At 43.5% G+C, this 22,685-nt stretch carries 15 protein-coding genes; 5 read left to right on the forward strand and 10 right to left on the reverse strand.

The features are described 5' to 3' along the window. Positions 1 to 16: 16 nt before the first annotated feature. The 6 genes from FN961_RS18315 to FN961_RS18340 form a co-directional block, all read right to left on the reverse strand. Positions 17 to 1,465, reverse strand: a complete 1,449-nt coding sequence (locus FN961_RS18315; protein WP_144041622.1) for a methyl-accepting chemotaxis protein — start codon at positions 1,463 to 1,465, stop codon at positions 17 to 19. A 149-nt stretch (positions 1,466 to 1,614) separates the two neighbouring features. Next, positions 1,615 to 2,082: a DUF1097 domain-containing protein gene (locus FN961_RS18320; RefSeq protein WP_144041623.1), complete on the reverse strand. Its 468-nt coding sequence runs from the start codon at positions 2,080 to 2,082 to the stop codon at positions 1,615 to 1,617. Positions 2,083 to 2,448: 366 nt separating this feature from the next. Further along, positions 2,449 to 4,698 (reverse strand): xanthine dehydrogenase family protein molybdopterin-binding subunit, encoded by a 2,250-nt coding sequence (locus FN961_RS18325; RefSeq protein ID WP_144041624.1) that lies wholly within the window; start codon positions 4,696 to 4,698, stop codon positions 2,449 to 2,451. Beyond that, complete coding sequence (locus FN961_RS18330) at positions 4,695 to 5,159, reverse strand: (2Fe-2S)-binding protein (RefSeq protein ID WP_144041653.1); 465 nt, start codon at positions 5,157 to 5,159, stop codon at positions 4,695 to 4,697. Before FN961_RS18330 ends, FN961_RS18325 begins: the two co-directional genes overlap by 4 nt. A 71-nt stretch (positions 5,160 to 5,230) precedes the next feature. Then, positions 5,231 to 5,836, reverse strand: coding sequence for a nucleotidyltransferase family protein (locus FN961_RS18335; protein WP_185972829.1), 606 nt, complete (start codon positions 5,834 to 5,836; stop codon positions 5,231 to 5,233). Continuing rightward, on the reverse strand, positions 5,833 to 6,858 hold the full coding sequence (locus tag FN961_RS18340; RefSeq protein ID WP_144041626.1) for an XdhC family protein: 1,026 nt from the start codon (positions 6,856 to 6,858) through the stop codon (positions 5,833 to 5,835). The genes FN961_RS18335 and FN961_RS18340 overlap by 4 nt, the downstream gene beginning before the upstream one ends. A gap of 307 nt (positions 6,859 to 7,165) precedes the next feature. Here FN961_RS18340 and FN961_RS18345 point away from each other — a divergent pair, with 307 nt between their 5' ends. Then, positions 7,166 to 9,469, forward strand: coding sequence for a M14 family zinc carboxypeptidase (locus tag FN961_RS18345; protein ID WP_144041627.1), 2,304 nt, complete (start codon positions 7,166 to 7,168; stop codon positions 9,467 to 9,469). Positions 9,470 to 9,505: 36 nt separating this feature from the next. Here the strand turns inward: FN961_RS18345 and FN961_RS18350 are convergent, their stop codons facing one another. After that, on the reverse strand, positions 9,506 to 10,150 hold the full coding sequence (locus FN961_RS18350) for an MBL fold metallo-hydrolase (protein ID WP_144041628.1): 645 nt from the start codon (positions 10,148 to 10,150) through the stop codon (positions 9,506 to 9,508). Between the two features lie 193 nt (positions 10,151 to 10,343). Here FN961_RS18350 and FN961_RS18355 point away from each other — a divergent pair, with 193 nt between their 5' ends. Further along, positions 10,344 to 11,639: an alpha/beta fold hydrolase gene (locus tag FN961_RS18355; protein WP_144041629.1), complete on the forward strand. Its 1,296-nt coding sequence runs from the start codon at positions 10,344 to 10,346 to the stop codon at positions 11,637 to 11,639. Between the two features lie 642 nt (positions 11,640 to 12,281). Here the strand turns inward: FN961_RS18355 and FN961_RS18360 are convergent. Further along, positions 12,282 to 13,256 (reverse strand): AraC family transcriptional regulator, encoded by a 975-nt coding sequence (locus FN961_RS18360; protein ID WP_144041630.1) that lies wholly within the window; start codon positions 13,254 to 13,256, stop codon positions 12,282 to 12,284. Positions 13,257 to 13,592: 336 nt separating this feature from the next. Here FN961_RS18360 and FN961_RS18365 point away from each other — a divergent pair, with 336 nt between their 5' ends. Beyond that, entirely contained in the window at positions 13,593 to 14,669 is a 1,077-nt protein-coding gene (locus tag FN961_RS18365) for a DUF4331 family protein (RefSeq protein ID WP_144041631.1), read from the forward strand. A 109-nt stretch (positions 14,670 to 14,778) separates the two neighbouring features. Here the strand turns inward: FN961_RS18365 and FN961_RS18370 are convergent, their stop codons facing one another. Then, a complete protein-coding gene (locus FN961_RS18370; protein ID WP_144041632.1) occupies positions 14,779 to 16,797 on the reverse strand; it encodes a DNA topoisomerase III in 2,019 nt (672 codons plus the stop codon). A 161-nt stretch (positions 16,798 to 16,958) separates the two neighbouring features. On the opposite strand from FN961_RS18370, the gene FN961_RS18375 reads away from it, so the two are divergent. Further along, the gene (locus FN961_RS18375) at positions 16,959 to 17,225 is read left to right on the forward strand and encodes a hypothetical protein (protein ID WP_144041633.1); all 267 of its coding nucleotides are present in this window, start codon (positions 16,959 to 16,961) and stop codon (positions 17,223 to 17,225) included. Between the two features lie 18 nt (positions 17,226 to 17,243). Here the strand turns inward: FN961_RS18375 and FN961_RS18380 are convergent, their stop codons facing one another. Next, positions 17,244 to 18,350, reverse strand: coding sequence for an HD-GYP domain-containing protein (locus FN961_RS18380; protein WP_144041634.1), 1,107 nt, complete (start codon positions 18,348 to 18,350; stop codon positions 17,244 to 17,246). Positions 18,351 to 18,604: 254 nt separating this feature from the next. On the opposite strand from FN961_RS18380, the gene FN961_RS18385 reads away from it, so the two are divergent. Then, positions 18,605 to 22,612, forward strand: a complete 4,008-nt coding sequence (locus tag FN961_RS18385) for a PAS domain-containing hybrid sensor histidine kinase/response regulator (protein WP_185972830.1) — start codon at positions 18,605 to 18,607, stop codon at positions 22,610 to 22,612. Positions 22,613 to 22,685 lie beyond the last annotated feature (73 nt).

Raw genomic sequence — 22,685 nt, forward strand, 5'->3', positions numbered from 1 at the left:
TTATTGTAGGCTGGAATTAACTGAGTTTATATTGGCTCAAAATCTGATCTAACTCGACAGATGACTGACTAAGGTCTGCAGCCAAAGAGACTGAACGCTGGGCTGTCTCTTTAATGATTTGCGACTGATCTCGAATATCATTGAGCTGAGTTGCAATATCACGGGCCGAGACACTCTGCTCTTCAGCTGAAGCCGCAATTTGAGCGCTCATGTCGAATACACCCGCTGTCGAACTCGCCATGGTATCGACATCTTCGCCCACAGAAATGATGGCATTTCGCCCTTCACCCGCCTGTTCAACAATACTTTCTGTCACCTTAGATAGCGTTGAACTGCCCTTTTGTAATCCTTCAATCATCATCTGGATCTCAACCGTTGCTGCCTGAGTTCTCCCCGCTAATGTTCTCACTTCGTCAGCAACAACTGCGAAGCCTCTCCCTTGCTCTCCTGCTCGGGCAGCCTCAATAGCCGCATTCAACGCGAGTAAGTTTGTCTGCTCTGAAATGCCGTTAATGGTTGTTACCACAGCGCCAATTTCCGATGCACTGCTGGATAGTTGCGACACTGAACTCGATGCGGTATCAATCTCATTAACCAAATTTGAGATCCGCGTTACCGCTTCAGCAATACGTATCTTGCTCGACTCCGCTTGATTAGTATTTTCTTGGGTTTGCGTTGAGGTGTTCGCCGCATTGTAAGAGACCTCTTCGATTGCAGCAGTCATCTGATCCATCGCCACAGCCACACTATCTAAAAACTGGTGCTGGCAGCCAATCAAGTCTTCACTCTGTTTTGCTTGTTGATCAAATTCATCTGCAGCCTGAGCAAGCGTTGCCGCATTTTGACCAATCGCTTTCACCATCTCACTCATATTATCAGCACAGCGATCAATTTCGGTGGCGATCATACTGAAATCATCTTTGCCGAAAAAGTTAAGTCTCTGAGTTAAATCTCCATCCGCTAAACGTTTGATGGCGACATACATATCCCACAAACCACCACCAAGGGAGGTCGACGTCCAGTAACTAAGTTGAAACAGCGGCAGTAAACCGATTAAAGCAACCCAGAGCATCATATTGGCATCACTCAGAGCCTGTGCTTCCCACTTTTTCACATTAACGTGCAATTGGAGGTATTGACGACCAACTTGAGAGGAAACAGTCACAGAGTCCCCACGACGACGATCAACATGATTGCTATTTAACTGAAGTCCCTGCTCTGAAGCAAAACGAGCCAGCAGATCGCCCGTAACCCTTTGAGCATTGGCAACGTTGGCAAAGGTATCCACCATTGACAGTGCTCTCTCCTGAGAGCTGACCGCTACCCTCTCTTTTACTTGGTTGAGATTAACCAAAGCGATACTGGCAGTAATGAGTGACACTAAAATGCATAACAACCAAAATTTACCATTGAGGCTTAACTTAATCATTAATGCATCTATTTTTCTAAACTGGATTTGTTTCATAATTCCTACAACCTATTTGTTTTATAACAAAAAATATTTTGCTACGTCACATTATTTTTATTATCGAGTATAAGATCAAAAATTTAATTAACTTTGAGCAAAATCATGAGTTCACGTTATTTTGGATGAGCTTTTGAAGACATATCACTTTAAGCTCGAGCTTTCCATTTCAACGTCAGTGAAACCAGTACACCGGAAAGCTCCGACATGCTATAGCCTAAAAGTGAACCTATGATTAAAGCAGGCAGAATATTGGCGATATCCCCTCCCATTGCAAATGTCGTACAACAACCAATAAAGGCGCCAGGAATAAAAGCAAGCTTGCTATATTTGGCCTGTAGACACATGGCCGAAGTGACGATTCCCGTTAACAGATAACCTACCATCGGAGTTTCAAAGAAGCTGCTGCCACTAATGACAAGCCAAGCCCAAAAGACACCGGACAAGTTAGTGAACCAAGAGATGACCACCCCTTGGAAATTCAATTTCCCCAATGCGAAATAGGTGCTACAGCTAAGAAACCCAATCCAAGTGACCAGATGAAAGATATCTGCAATACCCGCCCAAACAGCCGCAACTAGACCAGCCGATATGGCGACTTGCCAACGATGTTCCATGTATGACCCCTCATTACATTGGAATAATTTTGAAAGACAAATTACTCCATTTCACATAACAAAAATAGGTTTTATGCCGTAAAGTGGGGGCTAACTGGTGTTTTATTACTCTATTTACACTATGGAATGACTTTTTGTAGTAAACAAACCAACAAAAGGCTGTTTAACTAAAATTAACAAACCTGATTAATCCACTAAAAAAAATTCGATTCACTCGATTCCACCGGTATCGACTACCCATACAATTTATCCGTTATCTGACCGTTTGTAAGACGAAGATCAGCGATTTATCTACCATATTAAATGGTAAATAAAATCGCAATAATCTCTTTCTCTTGTGGTATTTAAATCGGGGGGAGTGATAACTTACACAGTTAGCTTTTTCGTCACTGGAAGGTCTCGTATTCGGATCCCTGAAGCGGCAAAGATGGCATTAGTCAGACTTGGCGCAACGGGGGGAACACCCGGCTCGCCAACACCACCTGGTGGTGCATCTGATGCAATAACCGTCACGTCGATGTCTGGGCATTGAGTCATTCTCAACATCGGATAATCATGAAAATTTGATTGCTGAACTTTGCCCTCTTTAAAGCTTATCTCTCCCATCATGGCTAAACTCAAACCAAACATAATCGCCCCCTCGGTTTGAGATTTTACCCTGTCAGGATTCACCACCGTCCCCGCATCGATGGCCGCAACCGCGCGCAGCACCGTGAGCTTTTTATCCTTATCTACCTCCACCAGCAAGGCTACGGCAACAAACGCAGCAAAACTTCGGTGGACAGCAAATCCCCAGGCTTGGTTCTCTTTAGGCTGGGTCCCTTTTTTCATCCCAAGTTCAACGGCGTCAATAACACCGTGATAGCGTTCAATATCGACGGGGTGACGGGTTAACTCTTCACCATAGTTACCATATTTAAAGCCTTGATCAACAAACATCTCTTGTCGCGACTCTCCCAATAACTCACGCCACATTTGCGTGGTGGGTTTATCCGCTTTTACCGCAAGCTCATCGACGAAACTGCCAATACCAAATCCATGCTGAATGTTACACACCGAACGCATCCAACCGATACGAGTATGCGCTTTAGCCTCTACAGTTTCACAACGCAAACTCTTCACCGCCAACGGCACATCAACAAAGCCTAAATCGACTTCCCAACCCGCTGGATAGTCGGCGCCTTCAGCAAATGTAGAACCGATACTCGGGAAGCCAGTTCGTTGCAGCATCGCTTGTGGCATCTTGTCATCGCCCAATTTGGCCTGATACAACTGAGCGCTAATCGCATGTAAGTAGCCGTTTTGAATATCATCTTCGCGACTCCAGCACACTTTTACCGGCGCCTTAATCTGTTGTGACAATAGCGCTGCTTCAGCGCAGTAATCAGGCTTAGATTTACGCCCAAAACCGCCACCGAGCAAAGTCACATTCACTTTTACCTGCTCCTCTTTTAACCCCAGATACCCTGCAACATTCTGCGCTGCACTTTGCGGTGTCTGGGTTGATGCCCAAAGCTCACAACCCGCATCGGTAACACTTGCTGTCGTCACTGGCGGCTCCATTGGTGCGTGGGCGAGATAGGGAATGGTATAAATCGCCTTAATGGTTTTTTCCTTTGGCCAATCACTATTCTCCTCTCCCTGCTGCCTTACTATTTTGCCTGGAGATTGCACTTTTTCAACTAACTGCTTAAGAAATACCTCTGAGTTATGAGTGTCATTTATTGAGTCAGTCCAAGTGATATTTAAGGCTTTACGTCCCTCAAGTGCACTCCATGAGTTCGTGGCAATGACGGCCACACCGCCCAAAGGTTGAAAACCCGGTGCCCCTTTAGCCGCAGGAAGGCGGATCACATCAATCACCCCAGCTACCTTTCTTGCTTTACTGTCGTCTAACACCTTAACTTCACTGCCCCACACAGGCGGGCGGATAATACTGGCGTAACGCATCCCCTCTAATGTGATGTCGTAACCGTATTTAGCCTCCCCTGTTAATATCGCCTGCATATCCACAATTTTATGAGATTTGCCGATATGGGTAAAATCATTAGGTGACTTTAAAATAAGGGTGTCGACTTTCGGTAATGGCACCTGAGAGGCCGCACGGGCTAACTCGCCAAAACTCATCATCTCGCCTGATTGAGTGTGGATCACCAGATTATTGGCAGTGCTCACTTCTGACAGTGGCACCTGCCATTTATCGGCTGCGGCTTGTTCGAGCATGGTTCGGGCCATCGCGCCCATCTCTCGCATCTTATCAAATCCCTTACGAATGCTGCGGGAGCCGTCCGTATTTTGGCTGCCATAACGTTTATCGGCGAGCCCCTGCACCACAACCACCTTGTTCCAGTCAGCACCCAGTTCATCGGCTAGCACCTGAGGGATCCCCGTACGGATCCCCTGCCCCATTTCAGAGCGATGGCAAGTCAGGTACACCTTGTCATCTTCGCCTATGGCGATAAAAAGATTAAGCCGAGCATCTTCGCCTTGCGCCATTGCCATTGGGCTCCAGCTCAGTCCAGTTGCCCCTAGCGCCAAACCACCACCCGTTGCACCGAACAGTTTAAGCACATCTCGACGACTAAAATTTTGCACTGCTGTAAAGGAAGGATTCATGACCTCTCCTCCTGTGCAGATACTGACAAAATAGCGGCTTTTATACGGGTATAGGTACCACAACGACAGATATTACCGGACATAGCGGCATCGATATCAGACTCATTAGGTTGACGATTCTGACTCAATAACGCGGCAGCAGACATCAGTTGTCCCGACTGACAATAGCCACACTGTGGCACTTTATGCTCAGACCAAGCGTTAATTAATTCATCGGCTTTTAACCCTTCAATGGTCGTCACTTGCTTACCTTGAACTTGCTTTAAACTGGTTAAACAAGCTCTAGCGGGTTTGCCATCAATATGAATCGTACACGCTCCACATAACCCAGCACCACAGCCATACTTGGTTCCGGTTAACCCTAGCATGTCGCGTACAGCCCACAAGATGGGCATATTAGGATCGGCATCAAGCTGAAATTGTTTACCGTTAATCGTCAGTTTAAGTTCATTATCTGGCATCATTCACTCCATGTAAGGCTAAATGGGCAAAGCCTCGTTATTATTATTGTTGATCAACCGCGGCACTATTTTTATGTTTCAGCTTGAGTCACAAGCCATTGTTCCAGTTCACTGCGAGTATCAATATCCAACGCAGCACTGCTCATCTCAACAGTGTGCAATTTCCCCTCTAGGTTAAGCGCCGCTAATATCGACTTAGCACCACTGTCACCGGTCAGGCTAGTTAACTTGTCAAAATCATCACGACAAAATATGGCTGGCACAGAAAGCTGTTTTTCAAAAGTGGCACAAACACGAGAGGGCTCGCCTTTTACATCAAGTAAATTCAGATACTCTTCAGCCGTAATAGCCACTTGATCAGCCAGGGCGATAAACAGAGAGTCACGATCGGCTTTCTCGGCATAATCGACAGCCTGAGCAATGGAGGAGGACAAGCCAGAATCAAACTCATGATTGATAATGTATTTAGCATCATCTGGCAATAAAGAGGAAAGCAGAGCTTGATGTCCACCAAGGATCACAACCAGTTCAGCACCCCTTGTATCGGCCACTAACTTCAGTTTTCGAAAACTGTCTGCCAATAAACTAGTCCCATGATCATCGATAGCCTGAGCCAGTTTAACGCCATTAAAGCGCCGACTCTGACCTGCTGCCAGTAAGGCGATTAAGGTGTTCAAATCATAACCTGATCTAAAGGAGTCTGTCTCGCGCCATGCAACACGCCATGACACTGGGCTAAAATACTCAAGGCAACGGACTCAGGCAGCTCCCCCCCTAAAGCAAAACCCGCTGGCGCCGAGAAAAAGCAGTTAAAGTCATTAACCTTCAACTCACTTTTCTCCAGTACCCGCTCCCTGCGATGAGGTGGGCCTAACAATCCTAGGTACCTCAAATAACCAGCTTTATCTATCTCTTGCGCCACCCGCAGCGCCTTAGCATCGAGTGTAAGGTTGTGCTGCATGATGATAATGGCATCCAAATTACGTTCAAACCCCTCAGGTAAACTGTCAACGGGTTGTTTATAAACTCTGGCACCGGGAAAATCATGGTTCCTCGCGTAACTGGCTCGTTCATCAATTAAGTCGACCTGCCAGCCTAAATTCAAAGCCATAGCAACCAATGGCTGTGCATCTAGACCACCACCGAAAATCGCAAGTCGGTATCGAGATCGCAGCGGAATAACCAATTCATCTTGCGCAGACTGAAAGATGCCTGCGCGCTTAAAATCATCCACAGGGAATGGGGCTTCATCATAGGGGTGAATACTAGCCTTGATATTCGCAAGATCAGTGTCTCTGCGAGGCAGTGCAATTTGATAGAAAAACTGACCGCCATGATATAACTGCTCAGTCAATTGATGAAAATGAAGGTAATGATTTTCACGCTTAAGGGGGACCAACATAATATCGACAATCCCTCCACAGCCTAGCTGATAACTGGCATCAGTTTCGTCACTGGCATCGTACTGCACTAATATGGCTTGCTGTTTCTCTATCGCCATCTGTGCATGCCGACGAAGATCCGCTTCTAAACATCCACCACTTAACAGGCCAACCGAGCGACCCAAAGGATGGAATAACATCATTGCACCGGTTTTTCGGTATGAAGAGCCTTGTACTTTAGTTATCACAGCAAGCACCCATTCATCATGTGGAGCGACTTGCCATTGGGAGAGGATATCCTCTATATGATGGGACATGTCCGTATATCTCATTTTTCAAACAACGTAAAACTAAGCTATCAAACGTCACCTCAATTACAAGCATCAATCTATTACAAAAGGTTTCTTCCACACAGTGTCATACCTTTTACCTACTAAATAGAGTGTAAAACTGCTTACAAAAAGATAAATATGTTGCTAACTTGTACTCATTAAGTATTTCGCCCTGCAGGCTGAATATCTCTAAGAAGCTTGAAAATGTTCATTTGAGGATATGCCACTCTCGCTCAATTGAGAGAGCGTAATGTGAAAACTAAAACCCCTTTCAACATGGCAGTTAATCATAATGAAAACATCAAAAAAAATAACTCAATTGTCACCTCCATTTACTCTCTCTAAATTGACAAAAATGCTCTTTCTACCCTGTTTGCTATTCACATCAATAGTGCAATCACAAGCCATTGCAGCAGACAGCAGCCAACAAACCTATAAACTTATTTTTCCTGATGAGATGACTTTTCTAAAAGCGAACATCACACTCCACAATGAGAAAATAACGACCGATCCCCAGCAGAGAGCTATCTGGGTGCCATTATCAAATGATGCACTCAATAAAATACAACCTTTCACCACCAGCATGACCAAGGTTGAAGATCCCGCTAAGCTTTATCCGCAAAGAGCCTCAAGCCTGAGCAGTTCATCAATGCCGGGAATCCCGGGCTATAGCTGTTACCCGACGGTTGAGGAAACTCAAAGCGATATTGAACAGCTTGTAACTCAATATCCACAGTTTGCCAGTATTGAAGATATTGGTAATTCTTGGCAGAAACAGACTGGCAACGGCGGTTATGACCTCAATGTATTAAAACTCACCAATGGCCAAGTAACAGGCGAAAAGCCCAAGTTATTTATCCACGCCGCAATGCATGCAAGAGAATACGCCACCTCCCCTCTGGTACTGCAATTTGCTAAAAATCTACTCAATGAATACAGCACAGATGCCGATACTCAATGGATTTTGGATCGCCATGAGATCCACCTACTACTGCATATGAATCCTGATGGGCGTAAAAAAGCCGAAACTGGATTGTCCTGGCGCAAAAACGTCAACTCAAATTACTGCGGCAGTAACTCCGAGGCCATCGGTGCCGATCTTAACCGCAACTTTAGTTGGGCATGGAACACGGTAGACGGAGGCTCTAGCGGCAATCAATGCAGCGACCTATTTCGTGGACCAACACCAGCATCAGAGCCTGAAACTCAGGCTGTAGAAACCTATGTGAGAAACTTGTTTGGCGATCACAGAGGACCCAACCGTAATGATGCTGCGCCGGATACAACCCAAGGACTGCATATCGACGTACATTCATACAGTGAGCTAGTCCTTTTTCCATGGGGTGATACTAATACCTTAGCCCCCAATGGCGTGGCGATGCGCTCACTCGGCAGGAAACTGGCCCGCTACAATGGCTATATGCCGATGCAAAGTGTCGGGCTCTATCCAACAGATGGCACCAGTGACAATTTAAGCTATGGTGAGTTAGGGATCCCGCACATGACTTTCGAGTTGGGGACTGCATTTTTTCAGAGCTGTTCTATCTACAATGAGAAAGTATTACCAGATAACCTCAAAGCACTTAAATATGCCGCCAAAATTGTCGAAGCTCCCTACCTCATGCCATCAGGGCCTGACATCACCGACATCAGCAGTGTAGGCCAACCAATTGATGCCATTGCCCAAAACTACCGCATAACCCTAAACGTTACCGCATCCGATGACAGATTTAGCCGACGAGGTGGCACTGAAACCACTCAAGATATCTCAGAAATTGCACTCTATATTGATGATGCACCTTGGGATGGCGGTCAGGCAACGCTGCTAACTGCCTCAGATGGAACATTTGATGAGAAAACAGAACAGGGTGAGCTTCAGATCAACGCCAGTGATTTGAGCTTAGGCCAACATACACTCTACCTCAAAGCCAAAGATACCAGTGGTCAATGGGGGGCAATGTCAGCGCAGTTTATTAAAATTATTGCGTCTAAGACCAACCTAGCACCAGAAGCCAAGTTTAGTTATCAGTGCGATAAGTTTGTCTGTCAGTTTGATTCAAGCAGCAGTGAAGACCCTGAAGGTGATAGCTTAACGTATCAATGGCAAATGGCGGGCACATCAAGTAGTGAGCGCAACCCAAGTTATGACTTTTCAAACAGTCAACTGACTGACAATAAAGCCCAGGTCATACTGACAGTGACTGATCCACAAGGTTTAGCTCATAGTCAGACTCAAACCTTAACACTCAGCACAAATCAAGCTCCTACGGCTAGCTTCACCGCCAGCTGTACCCATCTAGTATGCCAACTTGACGCCAGTGCCAGCAGTGATGCCGACGAAGACAGTTTGAATTATCAATGGGATCTTGGTGATGGAAACAGTGCTAATAAGCTGCAGCTATCACATACCTATGCCAAAGCAGGGACATACAAAGTGGTATTAACGGTTAACGATGGCAAGCTCAACAGTAATAAAGAGCAAAGCATTACGGTAACAGCTGCGCCAGCACCAACTAACAATAACAGTTCCGGTGGTTCACTGGGGGTCATCAGCTTATTACTGCTGTCTTTTGGAATGAAAAGAAGGATGGGTTAACGACAAAAACGGGGAATTATTTCCCCGTTCTATCTATTAATCAAATAGCTGATCAGCGACAAATGGATTTTGATCTCGCTCAGAACCAAACGTAGATATAGGACCATGTCCTGGGATGAACTCCACATCCCTACCCAGTGGCCAGAGTTTTTTAGTAATCGAGGCGATTAAATCTTCGTGGTTTGACATAGGAAAGTCTGTTCGTCCTACGGATCCATGAAACAGTACATCGCCTACCCAAGCCGTTTTTGCTTTTTCGCAGAAAAAAACCACATGACCGGGTGTATGACCAGGGCAATGCAACACCTTGAGTGTCAGCTCACCAATAGTCACGGTATCACCTTCATCTAAATATTGATGAGATTCAAAGGGTACGCAGGCTTTAAGACCAAAATGCTGACTTTGATCGACAAGACTTTCAAGCCAGAAAGTATCTGCCTTATGGGGGCCAATAATAGGAATACTCAGTAAATCTGAAAGTGACTTAGCGCCACCAACATGATCAATATGCCCGTGAGTTAGAAATATTTTCTCAAGAGAAACACCCAATTTTTTCACTTCCGCTAGGATTCGGTCTATATCACCACCTGGATCGATCACAGCCGCTTTCATGGTCTTATCACACCAAACAAGACTACAATTTTGCTGAAACGGGGTAACTGGAATGATCTGATACTTCATTAGTTGGCCTACGTAGAATGGCTGAATTTCATTTTGATTAAACTAAGAGATTACGGCAACTCTGAGGAATACTCTAATAACTCTTGCTAAAAGTTAACACTAACTTGATCTCAACAACTAAAAACGGGTTTGGAGCCTACAAATTTTTTGTATACAATCTAATTATAAAAAAGTTATCACATTTGGGACCCCCATGAAACCTGATCTAAGTCTAGCTGGTTTATCTGCGCATAAACATACCTTTACCTTGCCCCTTAACTACGATGACCCTCAAGGTAAAAAAATCCAAGTCTTTGCTAGAGAACTCACCTTACCTGATGCAGATACAGGCTCAAATGAACGTCCTTTTTTAGTCTTCTTTCAAGGCGGACCGGGCTTTGGTGCCGTCAGACCTGTTGTTAATAGCGGCTGGATAAAACGCGCACTAACAGAATTCAGAGTATTACTTTTAGATCAACGTGGAACCGGGCTTTCAACCCCTGTCAGCTATTTAAGTTTGGCTCATTTCAATTCTGAACAGCAAGCTCAATATCTGTCACACTTCAGAGCAGACAACATCATTCGTGACGCTGAAACTATTCGTGAACAACTTTGCCCTGGTCAAAAGTGGAGTATAATCGGTCAGAGTTTCGGTGGTTTCTGCGTGCTAAAATACCTCAATGACGCTCCTTCAGGGCTAAAAGAAGCCTATATTACCGGTGGACTCCCCTCGTTAACCCGCTCTGCGGACGAGGTCTATCAAGCGACCTACCAACGAGTACTCGCTAAAAATCATGATTTCTTCACTCGCTTCAGCGATGCGCAGGAGCTTGTCACTCAACTCGCCGAACATATTAGCCATCATGACGTACGTATCGCCACTGGTGAACGACTCACGGTTGAGATGTTACAGCTACTTGGGATCAACATCGGCATGGAACAAGGACCAGAAGCTGTCTACTATCTTTTGGAACATGCCCTGATAGACACGGATATTGGCACTCATGTCAACCCACTTTTTCTCGCCCAGTTCTGTCAAATGCTGGACTTTAATACTAATCCTATCTTTGCCCTACTTCATGAAAGTATCTACTGCCAGCAAACCGCTTCAAACTGGTCTGCTCAACGGGTACGTGCTCAATACGATGAGTTTAACTATGAATTCGGTAAGGACTTTCTTTTTACTGGTGAGATGGTCTACCCGTGGTTCTTCGAACAATTTACCAATTTAAAACCGCTGAAACATGCAGCCAATTTATTAGCCACTAAAAACGATTGGTCAACACTCTATAACTTGGACACATTGGCCAACAACCAAGTGCCTGTCGCTGCTGCAATTTATAGTGAAGATATGTTTGTCGAAATGCGCTACAGCCTGGAAACAACCAAGCAAGTGGGTAATCTTAAGTACTGGTTAACCTCAGAATATGAGCACAATGGTATTCGTATGGATGGTGAACATATTCTCGACAGATTAATAGCGCTAAATAGGGGCACCCAATTGAGGTAACTTGCCTGATAGCAAGTTTCAAATATCTTTTTGGTTGGGTTCATTTAGCTGGTTTGGTACTTGTGTGATTTAACTAATACCATAGCTAATTGGTGTTTATTGCTTGCAGCAGGCCTAATGTGTAAATACTTCGATGACACGGCGCCCTCTCTATTAACTGAAAAGGTCCCTTTAGCCTCTACGACAGCGTCTGACCTATATGGATATAGGAAATGCCTGGAAATGTAGGGAACATTTTTACCCATGCTGTCGAAGGTCATAGCCGCACTCACACCTGATTTTTTATCTCTTCGATTTAGGTTCTTCTAGTAGCTATCTCATTTGGAGACAAAAGAGAGCTAGGACTCAAGCTCCAAAGAAATGAACCAAACCAGAAAGTGTAATCAATCTTCATTCGAAGGTCGGCTAATACAGTATCGATCCATTCTCGATTTTGGATTTTACGTTCAAATTTGGTACTGATCTCATCAATGGTAAAATTCTGCAGACCAAGGGGTAGTGGCATTATCAAATTACGTGTTTGCTAGTTTTGGCTTGGCGTAGTGGTGAGCGATGCATCATAATTTGCTCTTAAATCACCATATTCAAACGGATGTAACAGATCCGGTGGTAATTAGATACGCACTAGGGCTAGACTTATATTTAGCGTTTAGTGACTTTACCAGGGCTTATCCCCATGATTTTCTTAAATGCCTTTCCAAATGATGCTTCTGACTTGTAGCCAACCGTCTCTGCAATGCTCAGCATAGAGAGCTTTCCCTCAGCAAGTAATCCGTGGGCAATATGCATACGCCATTGACTTAAGTAAGCCAGTGGCGTCATGCCGACAATAGATTGAAATCGGTTAGCAAACGAGGTCCGCGACATCGAGACAGCAAGACCGAGAGACTCCACAGTCCAAGCTTTTCCAGGTTCTTGATGGATCAAACTCAATGCTCGACTGAGCTTATCATCCCCTAAGGCCTGAAAATAACCTGGAGTATTTTGTTGGCGACTCATATGCCAGCGCAGTAACTGGATCACCAACACCTCGGTGAGACGATCAACAACTACGGCATTTCCAGGTTGAAGCGAGCGGGATTCGTAGGCAAGGGTTTTTATCAGATGATTAAGCCATGCAAGTTCAGGCTCCTCTTCTGTTTTTATATGCAACATAGAGGGCATATCACGCAGTAGAGGCAAACCAGTATCGGTTTGATACTGAAAATAGCCGCACAGGAGTGTGACAACACTTTGTCCATCAGAAAAGGGACTCCTGTTCGACCGTATTCTCTTTAACACCTCACCTCCCGCCATGAGTTGACAACCTAACTGATCACTAACTTGGTGAGGAGAGCCTGTAGGAAACGCGATAATATCGCCCGTTGACAGAAAAATAGGGCTGGTTAGCTCTTCAGTCATCAACCAGGCATTGCCACGTATCACCACATGAAACGTGCCACACTCGGCTTGAGGCTCATCGATCCCCCATGGAGAGGAGAACTCAGCACAATAATAACTGCTAGCATAGAGCCGAATCGCACGTAGCACATCGGAAAGCACGTCAAGATATGGCCCCTCTTCCATGCTGAGATCTCTCACACCATTAAGTTCAAGATTGCTGTTGGCCATGCTCATGTTAGTGCGCCTTCTCTTGTTGCTAAATACAGAGTGTACGATCTGACATAAAAGATACTCTATTCATCATGGATAGTCCGAAAAAAATCCCAAATAATGCAGTCTATGTAACTTACATCATTAAGGACTCATTTTGAATTAGCCACTACATGCGCCTTAAGTTAGCCTAATCAAACCTTGAAACTCTTAACTCGAGGCTGGAAACAAGATAATTCGCCAAAAAAACAAACAATGATAAATAAAGATGTTTAGTATGACACTGATGGCCAGTTATTGATTTCGTTGTTCATTAGCACCTACGGGAAATACTTTAAACAACTCAAAAAGGAATATGACATGCCCATTTATATCAACAAATTAAAAATCGGATTAATAGCAAGTGCATTAGTTTTGCTAGCAAACATCACTTTTCAAATCACACCAGCCTTTGCTAGTCACCACTTCGAAAGCGAGCTTTCAATCAAATATCCGCAGTTTGATTTGACGGATATGTTCGTATTTGAATCAGAAAAAAGTGGTTATACCGCATTTATGATGAACATCAACCCAACAACCGGAACCGATGGTAGTGCTGCTTTCGGTGAAAATGGCGTATATAACTTTCATATCGCCAGTGATAAGGCGTTTAAAAAAGCTGGGATGACGATCACAGCCTATCTGGATAAGGACAAGCTGGTGTTCGGCATTGTTGATGGTGCTAATCAGGCCATAGGTACCAAAGGCAAAGAGTTTGGCAGAGCTAGCATAGGTAAAGAAGTTAAATTCAACAATGGCATACGTGTCTGGTCTGGTGCTGCCCACGATACCTTTGTCGGCAACTCTGAAGGTATTATTGGTTTTATGACTCAACTTCTTGGAGAGGGGCAATTGACACTTTCCTCTTTTGATAAAGGCGTCGATCTCTTTAAAGATTTTCAGAGCAGCGTCATCCTTGTTGAGATCCCCAATAAGATGCTACCTAAGGAGATAAATGTTTATGCCAGCACTGCCATGTACAATGTCGATCAATGGGTACAAGTGAACAGACTTGCCCATCCTCTGATGACGCATATGTTTATGGTTAATAATAAAATGGAGATATCAGAACATACTCAGCATCGCCCCGATTCAGATTTAAGCCGGGCTTATGCAGTTTCTGGCACAGTGTTACGCGCAGCCACTCTCGATAAAAAACAGTCAAACCCGGTTGCATACGCAGATTCTGTCGCAGTAAAACTGCTCCCCGACATGATCCCATACAGTGTGGGGACTAAAGCGGCTTACACTTTTGAAGAAATAAATGGTCGTAAACCTAGCGATGATGCAATGGATGCCGCGCTAAGCATATTTATAGGCAGGAAGGTCACCGACAATGCCAATACGTTTAATCGTCACCCTAAACAGTTTCCCTATGTGAAGCCGATTAAAAAGTAAAATGCACAGTTTTACATAAGAAAGGCTGCAAAGGCAGCCTTTCTTATTATCAAAACTCAATTCATCCAACTGAAAAGGAGTTAACTAAATAAACGCTAACCTCTTATAATTAACCTCTTGCAGGCTTTTTAGCGGCAGGCTTAGCCTTACTCTTTGCCGAGCCACTTGACGTCTTAGCACCTGTCGACCTTGTGTAACGCTTTTTCTTAAAGCTGTTAGTCGGTGACTTCACTCCCTGTAGTGCAGAGGGGAGCTGTGCTCCTGCTTGGACAATTAATGCAGATAAGGTATCGAGCAAAGGGGTCATGAAATTCAAGTACTTGGCTTCTTTACGGCTGATAGCATCTAGATTACTCTCCCATAAAGCGGTCATATCGGGAGTTGTGGCACTCAGAGGTAAACTATTGATCAACCCTTTACCGACATCGGTCGCAATAATCGACTTACCGGTTCTGAGTAGATAATTCCGCTTAAACAGCAACTCAATAATTCCAGCTCTCGTTGCCTCAGTCCCTAAACCGTCTGTGTCTTTCAAAATTTTCCTGATCTCAGGATCGGTGACATAACGGTTAATTCCCGTCATCGCACTGAGTAATGTCGCATCGTTAAACTGCTTAGGAGCCTGAGTCTGTTTCTCGATTAGTTCACCTTGACCAGAATGTAACTGCTGCCCTTTCACAAGTGATGGTAACTCTTGCAGAGTTTCAGATTCATCATCCTTATTGTCACTCGAACTTGATGATTTCCCCTCTTGCTTTGATTCTTGCTTAGAAAAAAGCTGTTTCCACCCTAATGCTTTCTCCTGTTTCGCTTTGGTTTTGAACTTACCACCGGCAATTTCAACTTCAACCTGAGTTTCATGATAAAGATAGGCTGAATAAAACTGGGCAAGGTACTGACGAGTAACCTGCAGGTAGAGCTGTCTCTCTCTTTGACTTAACCCTGCTAAATTCGCCACCTTTTCTGTTGGAATAATCGCGTGGTGAGCGTCGACCTTTTTGTCATTCCACGCCTTAGATTTCAACTTTAAATTTGGCTGATCCGGTCCAATAAGTAACTCACTCGCACCATTCAAAACAGCGCTAACCACAGAGGGGGCCATAGCGAACTGCTCTACTGGTAAATAACGGCTATCGGATCTTGGATAAGTGATGAGTTTATGCTTTTCATAAAGTGCCTGACAGGTATCAAGCACCTCTTTTGCACTCATACCAAAACGCTTAGCACCATCAATCTGCAGTGAAGATAAACTATAGGGCAACGGCGGGTTCTGTTTCTTATCTTTACTTTCAAGCCCTGTTACACAAGCTGGTTTTTCAGTAATCCTACCCACTACATTTTGTGCTAATCCCTTAGAAAGTACTCTTCCCTCTTCATCCATATACGCTTGACACGCTTCGCTTGGCTGCCACTTGGCTTTAAAGTGTTCACTTTTTTCAGTACTGAGATTTGCCAATACTTCATAGAAAGGTTTAGAGACAAAATTCGCTATCTCTTCATCACGGCGAACGACTAACCCAAGTAGCGGTGTTTGCACGCGTCCCACAGACAAGACGCCTTGATAGCCCACTTTACGCCCTTGAATAGTGTACGCTCGTGTCATATTAAGGCCATAAAGCCAATCAGCTCTTGAGCGAGCTAAAGCCGACGTCGACAAGGGAATAAACTCTCGATTACTGCGCATTTGTCCTAGGGCTCGTTTCACCGCTTGTGGATTCAAATCGCTGATCAACAAGCGCTTGGTTTGATGTAATTTATCGCCTTTTACACCAAAATGCGCAATCACCTCATCAACTAAAAGCTGCCCTTCTCTATCAGGATCCCCCGCATTAACTAGCTGTGATGCCTGTTTAACTAAGCCTTTTAGTATTGTGAGTTGTGAGCGAGTGTTAGGTTTGGCCTTCATCTTCCAGTTTTGAGGAATAATAGGCAGATGTTCAAACTTCCAAGATTTAAATTCAGGATCATATGCATCAGGTTCAGCTTGCTCAAGGAGGTGGCCAATACACCAGGAAACACAATCCCCATTTGCCGCAATAATATGCCCGTCCCCTTTTTTATGTGGTTTAGGTAACACGTCGGCAATGGCACGACCAAGGGAAGGTTTTTCTGCGATATAGAGGATCATAGGATGGAACACCAAACACTGTATAAATTACCAGTAACTTTAGCGTAAACTTGCAGGAGCTGCAATAATCATGAACATTTAATGTAAATTTATTTGAGAATAATTCTCATTTGCATGTATTATCCTCTCTGTCATCGCATCAGACACATTGAGGGACACACATGTTAGCCACCAAACCTATTTCAGGCAGTAGTTTAGACAAATTATTGCTCTATCATTTTTTACTTGTCACCGCAGTAGCCTTACTTATTTTACCTTTAATCATTGAAGATAAAATATTCGAACTCATGTTACTGTTAACCTTGCAGATCACGTTAACTTGTATCAGCACCTTAATCGGATTAAGCATGGGACACAGGCTTAATCGAGGCGCTGTAACCTTACTCTTCGTCATTTGGATGCTCGTCTGGTGCGTGCATTTAACTTAATGACAATCTACGGTTTATTTAGTCTTTGTATTTAGAGGCAACAGCATAGAAATCATCTTCGACTTCGAGAAATGCATCGATTAATTCGGGATCAAAATGATTGCCCTTGCCCTCTTTTATGATATTTAGAGCAGTTTCGTGAGTCATCGCGTCTTTATAGACTCGTTTACTAATCAGCGCATCATACACATCGGCTATCGCCATCATACGGGCACTCAGTGGGATATCGTTTCCAACTAAACCATCTGGATATCCGGATCCATCCCATTTTTCATGATGATAATGCGCGATATCCTTGGCGATATGTAAAAAAGTATCCGATTGTTCCATATGTTTCTCTGCGGACTCTAATGACTTAAACCCAAGATAAGCATGGTTTTTCATTGTCTCAAATTCTTCTTCAGTCAGTTTACCGGGTTTCAGTAAAATGCTATCTGATATGCCCACTTTTCCAATGTCATGCAGCGGGGCTGAAGTGAAGAGTTGCTCAATATAAGCCGGTGTTAACTCTTCACGGTAAGCCTCTTTATGACTCAGTTGAGTCGCAAGTAACTTCATATAGATTTGTGTACGTTTGATATGAAAACCCGTTTCAGGATCTCGTGTTTCAGCAAGATTCGCCATTGCCGTTATCGTTACATTTTGTATATTGACCACCTCTTGGGTACGTCGCTTCACTTCCCTTTCTAATAAGATATTTTGGTTCTTCAAAAAATCTTTTGACGCTTTTATCTCCAAGTGGGTTTTCACTCGAGCGAGTAATAAAGGAGGACTAATAGGTTTACTCAGGTAATCGCCAGCACCCAGATTGAATCCCATCGTCTCGTCATCAATACTGTTTTTAGCAGTCAGAAAAATGATTGGAATATCACTAATTTCACTGTCGGCTTTAACGCGACGGCAGACTTCATAACCGTCCATCTCGGGCATCATGACATCCAACAGAATAATATCGATGCCCCCCTTGTTAATGATATTTAAAGCAATTACGCCATTTACAGCAGCTTTTACATGATAGTTATCCTTTAACAGTTCATGTAACAGCGTCAGGTTATCAGGGGTGTCGTCGACAATTAATACTGTTTGTTTACTTTTCTCTGTAAAAAGATCGCTACTTAAAGTCATTTCAGTTCCATAGGAAAATTAAATAAGCCTAATCAAATTATAAGTCTAAAATAAATATTGTACCGAAAATAAAATGCCTGATTTTTTACTCTTTGTTTGGAACGGCTCAATGTAAATATCAGGCCTAATGAAATGCTTACAATGCGATTGAACGCCACCATTTACCGCTAACTAAACAATCATAGTTATGTCTTAGTATGGTGAAAACAGAATTGGAAAGAGATTCTCGCCAAGATACACAGGAGTCAAGGCTGATGCCTTTAACAAAAGTTTACCTAAATTATACGTCTAGAGCTTTAATTTTACTGATGATTGTCAGCTTATTTATCTGCTTAATCCTGACTTTGTATAACCAAAACAACAAAGAAGATCTCATCGAAGACTTCACCCGCTTAAATACCACTAATGCGCTACTCAATGATCTGCGGATCAGTACTGGTCAGCAAACTGCGTTTGCAAAGCTTTATGCACTTACGGGTAATGAGCGTTGGTACGCCCTTTTCGAACAGACAATGTCGAACCGTAATGGTACATCAGCTCTACCTAACGGTACTTCACTGACTTACTGGGAAAAAGTCCTAAACCCTGAATTTGAACTGATTGAATTAGAAAATATAGCCTCCAATGATAGCTTCCCCATCATCGATAAAATGAAGAAAATTGGGGTACGAGATTACGAATTAACCCAACTGAGTCTCGCGCTGCAAAAAGCCAACGAGCTAGCCGCCACAGAGCGACGAGCCCTTAAGCGTTTAGCAGAAAATCCCAACGCCAGTTCCTATGTCATGACTCAATTATTGGGGGTTCAGTACCTCAGTGATAGCTCTAAAATCATGACCATGATAGGCCTTGCGAGTCGTTCACTCAACGAGCGTGCGAATGCAGAACTTGAGAAGGGCATCAGCAATGGAATGTTGATCTATAGTATTCAATTGCTGAGTTTAGGCCTTTTCATTAGCAGTATTATCTTCTTTTTCGTTTTGCAGTGGCGTCTGTATATCCACCCTCTTAAAAACATGCAAAAAACGGTTATTAATCATGTTTCCGACAATAACTTTAATTTTGTATTAGATGAAAAAACTAAAGGTGAGATGGGAGAGTTCAACAAAGCACTAAACCACGTGCTTAGAAATGTTGCTGGCCAGTTGCAACGTAACTCCCTGCTAAAGGATTTCAGTGTCGTTTTACGAGGACAGGAGAGTACAGAGTCATTGGGTAAAGATGTGAATCAATTTTTGATATCCAAATTGAACCTTCCGCTCATTGGCATCTATGTTTTAGATGAAGAAGCCTTAACGAGAGTTGCTGGTATCGGCTATAGCGTAGACTCTCCAACGTCTTATATAAACAATGACTCAACCCATAAAAGCATACTCTACGGACAGGAGTATCGTCGCTTCAAAAATTTAAAAGATAAATACTCTATTGTACTTAATGGCAGTAACTTGTCCTTAGCAGAGATGCACTACTTCCCTTTAGTGGTCAACCAATCTCCAGTTGGACTCCTTGAGATAGGCACATTAACGCCACTAGATGACACGGTAGAACACTGGGTCATGGACGTCATCGATGACCTCGCCATTGGTGTACAACTCACGCGTAACCTAGAGATACAGAAGAAAACTGAACTGAAAGTTGTCGAGCAACTGGAGCTTAATCGCCAAATTTTGGATGCCATTCCAAACCCAATGTACTACCGCAATGTGAACAGCGAGTACATCGGGGTCAACGAGAGCTTTACCGATTTCTTTGGATTATTTGAAGCCGATATTATTGGCTCAACACCTAAGGATATTTTTGAAGAGAAAACAGCCCTACAATTTGAAGAGTCTGAAGCAAAGCTGCTAGAGAATATAGGGTCATTAGATTACGAAGCACAACTAGTGAATGCCAATGGTGAGCAAAGAGATGTCATGGTGTATGAAGCCACCTTCTTCTCCACTAAAGGCGATCCTAACGGTGTCGTTGGGTTATTTCTCGATGTTACTGAGCGTAAACAGATGGAAGTTGAGTTAAGGAAAGCTAAAGAGGCCGCAGATGAAGTGAGTAAGGCTAAAGGTGATTTCCTTGCCAATATGAGCCATGAAATTCGTACACCAATGAACGCCATTATAGGCATGTCTCACTTAGCACTCAATTCAGATCTGAATCCCAAACAGCGTGGGTTTGTCAGTAAAATAGACATGGCAGCCAAGTCATTACTAGGCATTATCAATGACATATTGGACTTCTCCAAAATGGAGGCTGGTAAACTTGTCACTGAGACCGTGGACTTTAGATTGGATGAAGTGCTGGATAATCTCACCAATATCATCGCGGTCAAAGCAGATGAGAAAGGGTTAGAGTTCCTATTTGATATCGATCCCCATATTCCACTGGCTTTAGTGGGTGATCCATTACGTATTGGCCAAATATTAATTAACCTGTGTGGTAATGCCATTAAATTCACGGAATCAGGTGAGGTTGTCGTCGGCGTTAAACTCCTCAAGCAATCGGAAGACATACTGAACTTGCAGTTCGATGTCCGAGACTCTGGTATCGGCTTGTCACAAGAGCAGCAAGACAAGCTGTTTAAGTCTTTCTCTCAGGCAGATGCTTCTATCACACGCAAATATGGTGGCACAGGCTTAGGTCTCACCATCTCTAAGCGCTTAGTTGAACTCATGGGAGGCAAAATTTGGGTTACCAGTGAAGCAGAGCAAGGCTCAACCTTCTCCTTCACTTTAGATTGTGAGTTGCAAGATGCGAAAATGAAGAACAACTACAAGCCAGTTAAAGACTTAATTGATAAGCCCGTGCTTGTCGTTGATGATAATGATGTTGCCAGAGACATACTGGTTAACTTGCTAACCATGATGAAATTCGCTCCCTCTGCGGTCAGCAACGGACAAGAAGCCCTCTCGGCAATAGAGACTGAAAACATTCGTCCTTACGAGTTAGTCTTCATGGATTGGAACATGCCCGGCATTAATGGGATAGAGACCATTAGAAAGATCAGAGCAATGGATCTTATTAAGCAGCCAAAAATTATTCTGGTTACAGCCTACGGCCGCGAGATAGGCATGACAGAGGATATTGAGCATCTTCTCGATGGTATTATTATCAAGCCGGTTAATCCTTCCATTCTTTTCGATTCTGTTATGGGTGCATATGGCATAGAAAGCTTAGGGCTTAAAGATCACGGTAAAAATGCAAATGTAGAGGAAATAAAGTTAGATTTAAGTGGTAAGTCCCTATTGTTAGTTGAGGATAACGAAACTAACCAAGAAGTTGCTATGGGAATGATGGAACCCTTTAACGTTGACATCACAATAGCAAACAACGGGCAAGAGGCCTTAGACAGATTAGAGGACAAGAAATTTGATCTGGTCTTGATGGACATGCAAATGCCGATAATGGATGGTATTACAGCCACCGAAAATATCCGTAAAAACCCTGCCTATGACAGCTTACCTATTGTGGCTATGACGGCTAACGCGATGGAAAGCGATGTTCAAAATTGTAAACAAGCAGGCATGAACGATCATATAGGTAAACCGATTGACTTTAACATCCTTAAAGAGAAGCTCAGAGAATACATTCTGGGATCAAATTCAACCCCCCTAGTGACTAGTGTTAATGTTTACGAAGAAGAGCCCATCGAGAACAACAAAGAAATCATTGAGGGAACTAACATTGAGTTAACCATGGAGGATATGCCTGGCGTTGATACCGTTTTAGGTATCTCAAGGATTGGAGGTAATAGTAAAAAATACTGGGAGATCTTAGAGCACTTTGTTATATCCCAGATTGAAGCCATGATTAACCTTAAACAGGCTATGATCATTAAAGATATTGAAACCGCCACGCGCACGGCTCATTCACTTCGAGGGGCTGCCGCAAATCTTGCAGCCACAACACTCTCTGATATGGCCAAAGAGATGGAAGATTCACTCAATAACAATATTTATCCTGAAGAAGTTAAAGTCGATATTGTTATCGAACACCTGCAGACCCTGCGTACTCATATCGAAATGACTAAGTCAAAGAAAGCAGCTGAAGAACCAATAGTCCCTCAAGAAACTGAGCCCGTTGATACTAATATGTCTTTAGATACTTTGCTCACTATGATTGATAACTATGACACTCAAGCTCTAGAGGAGATTCAAAAAGTTAAGCACTCGCTGATTAGCCACCAACTCGACTTTAGCGCCATTGAGAAAGCCATAGAAAATTTTGATTTTGATAAAGCAAAGGAGTTAACTGAAAAGTTGACCCAGTAATACGATTTAATACCAATCACTATAAAAATGCTGAACATGGTAAATAACAAAAAACCGACCTTGGTATAAGGTC

The sequence above is a fragment of the Shewanella hanedai genome, from assembly GCF_007197645.1.
Classification (GTDB): domain Bacteria; phylum Pseudomonadota; class Gammaproteobacteria; order Enterobacterales; family Shewanellaceae; genus Shewanella; species Shewanella hanedai.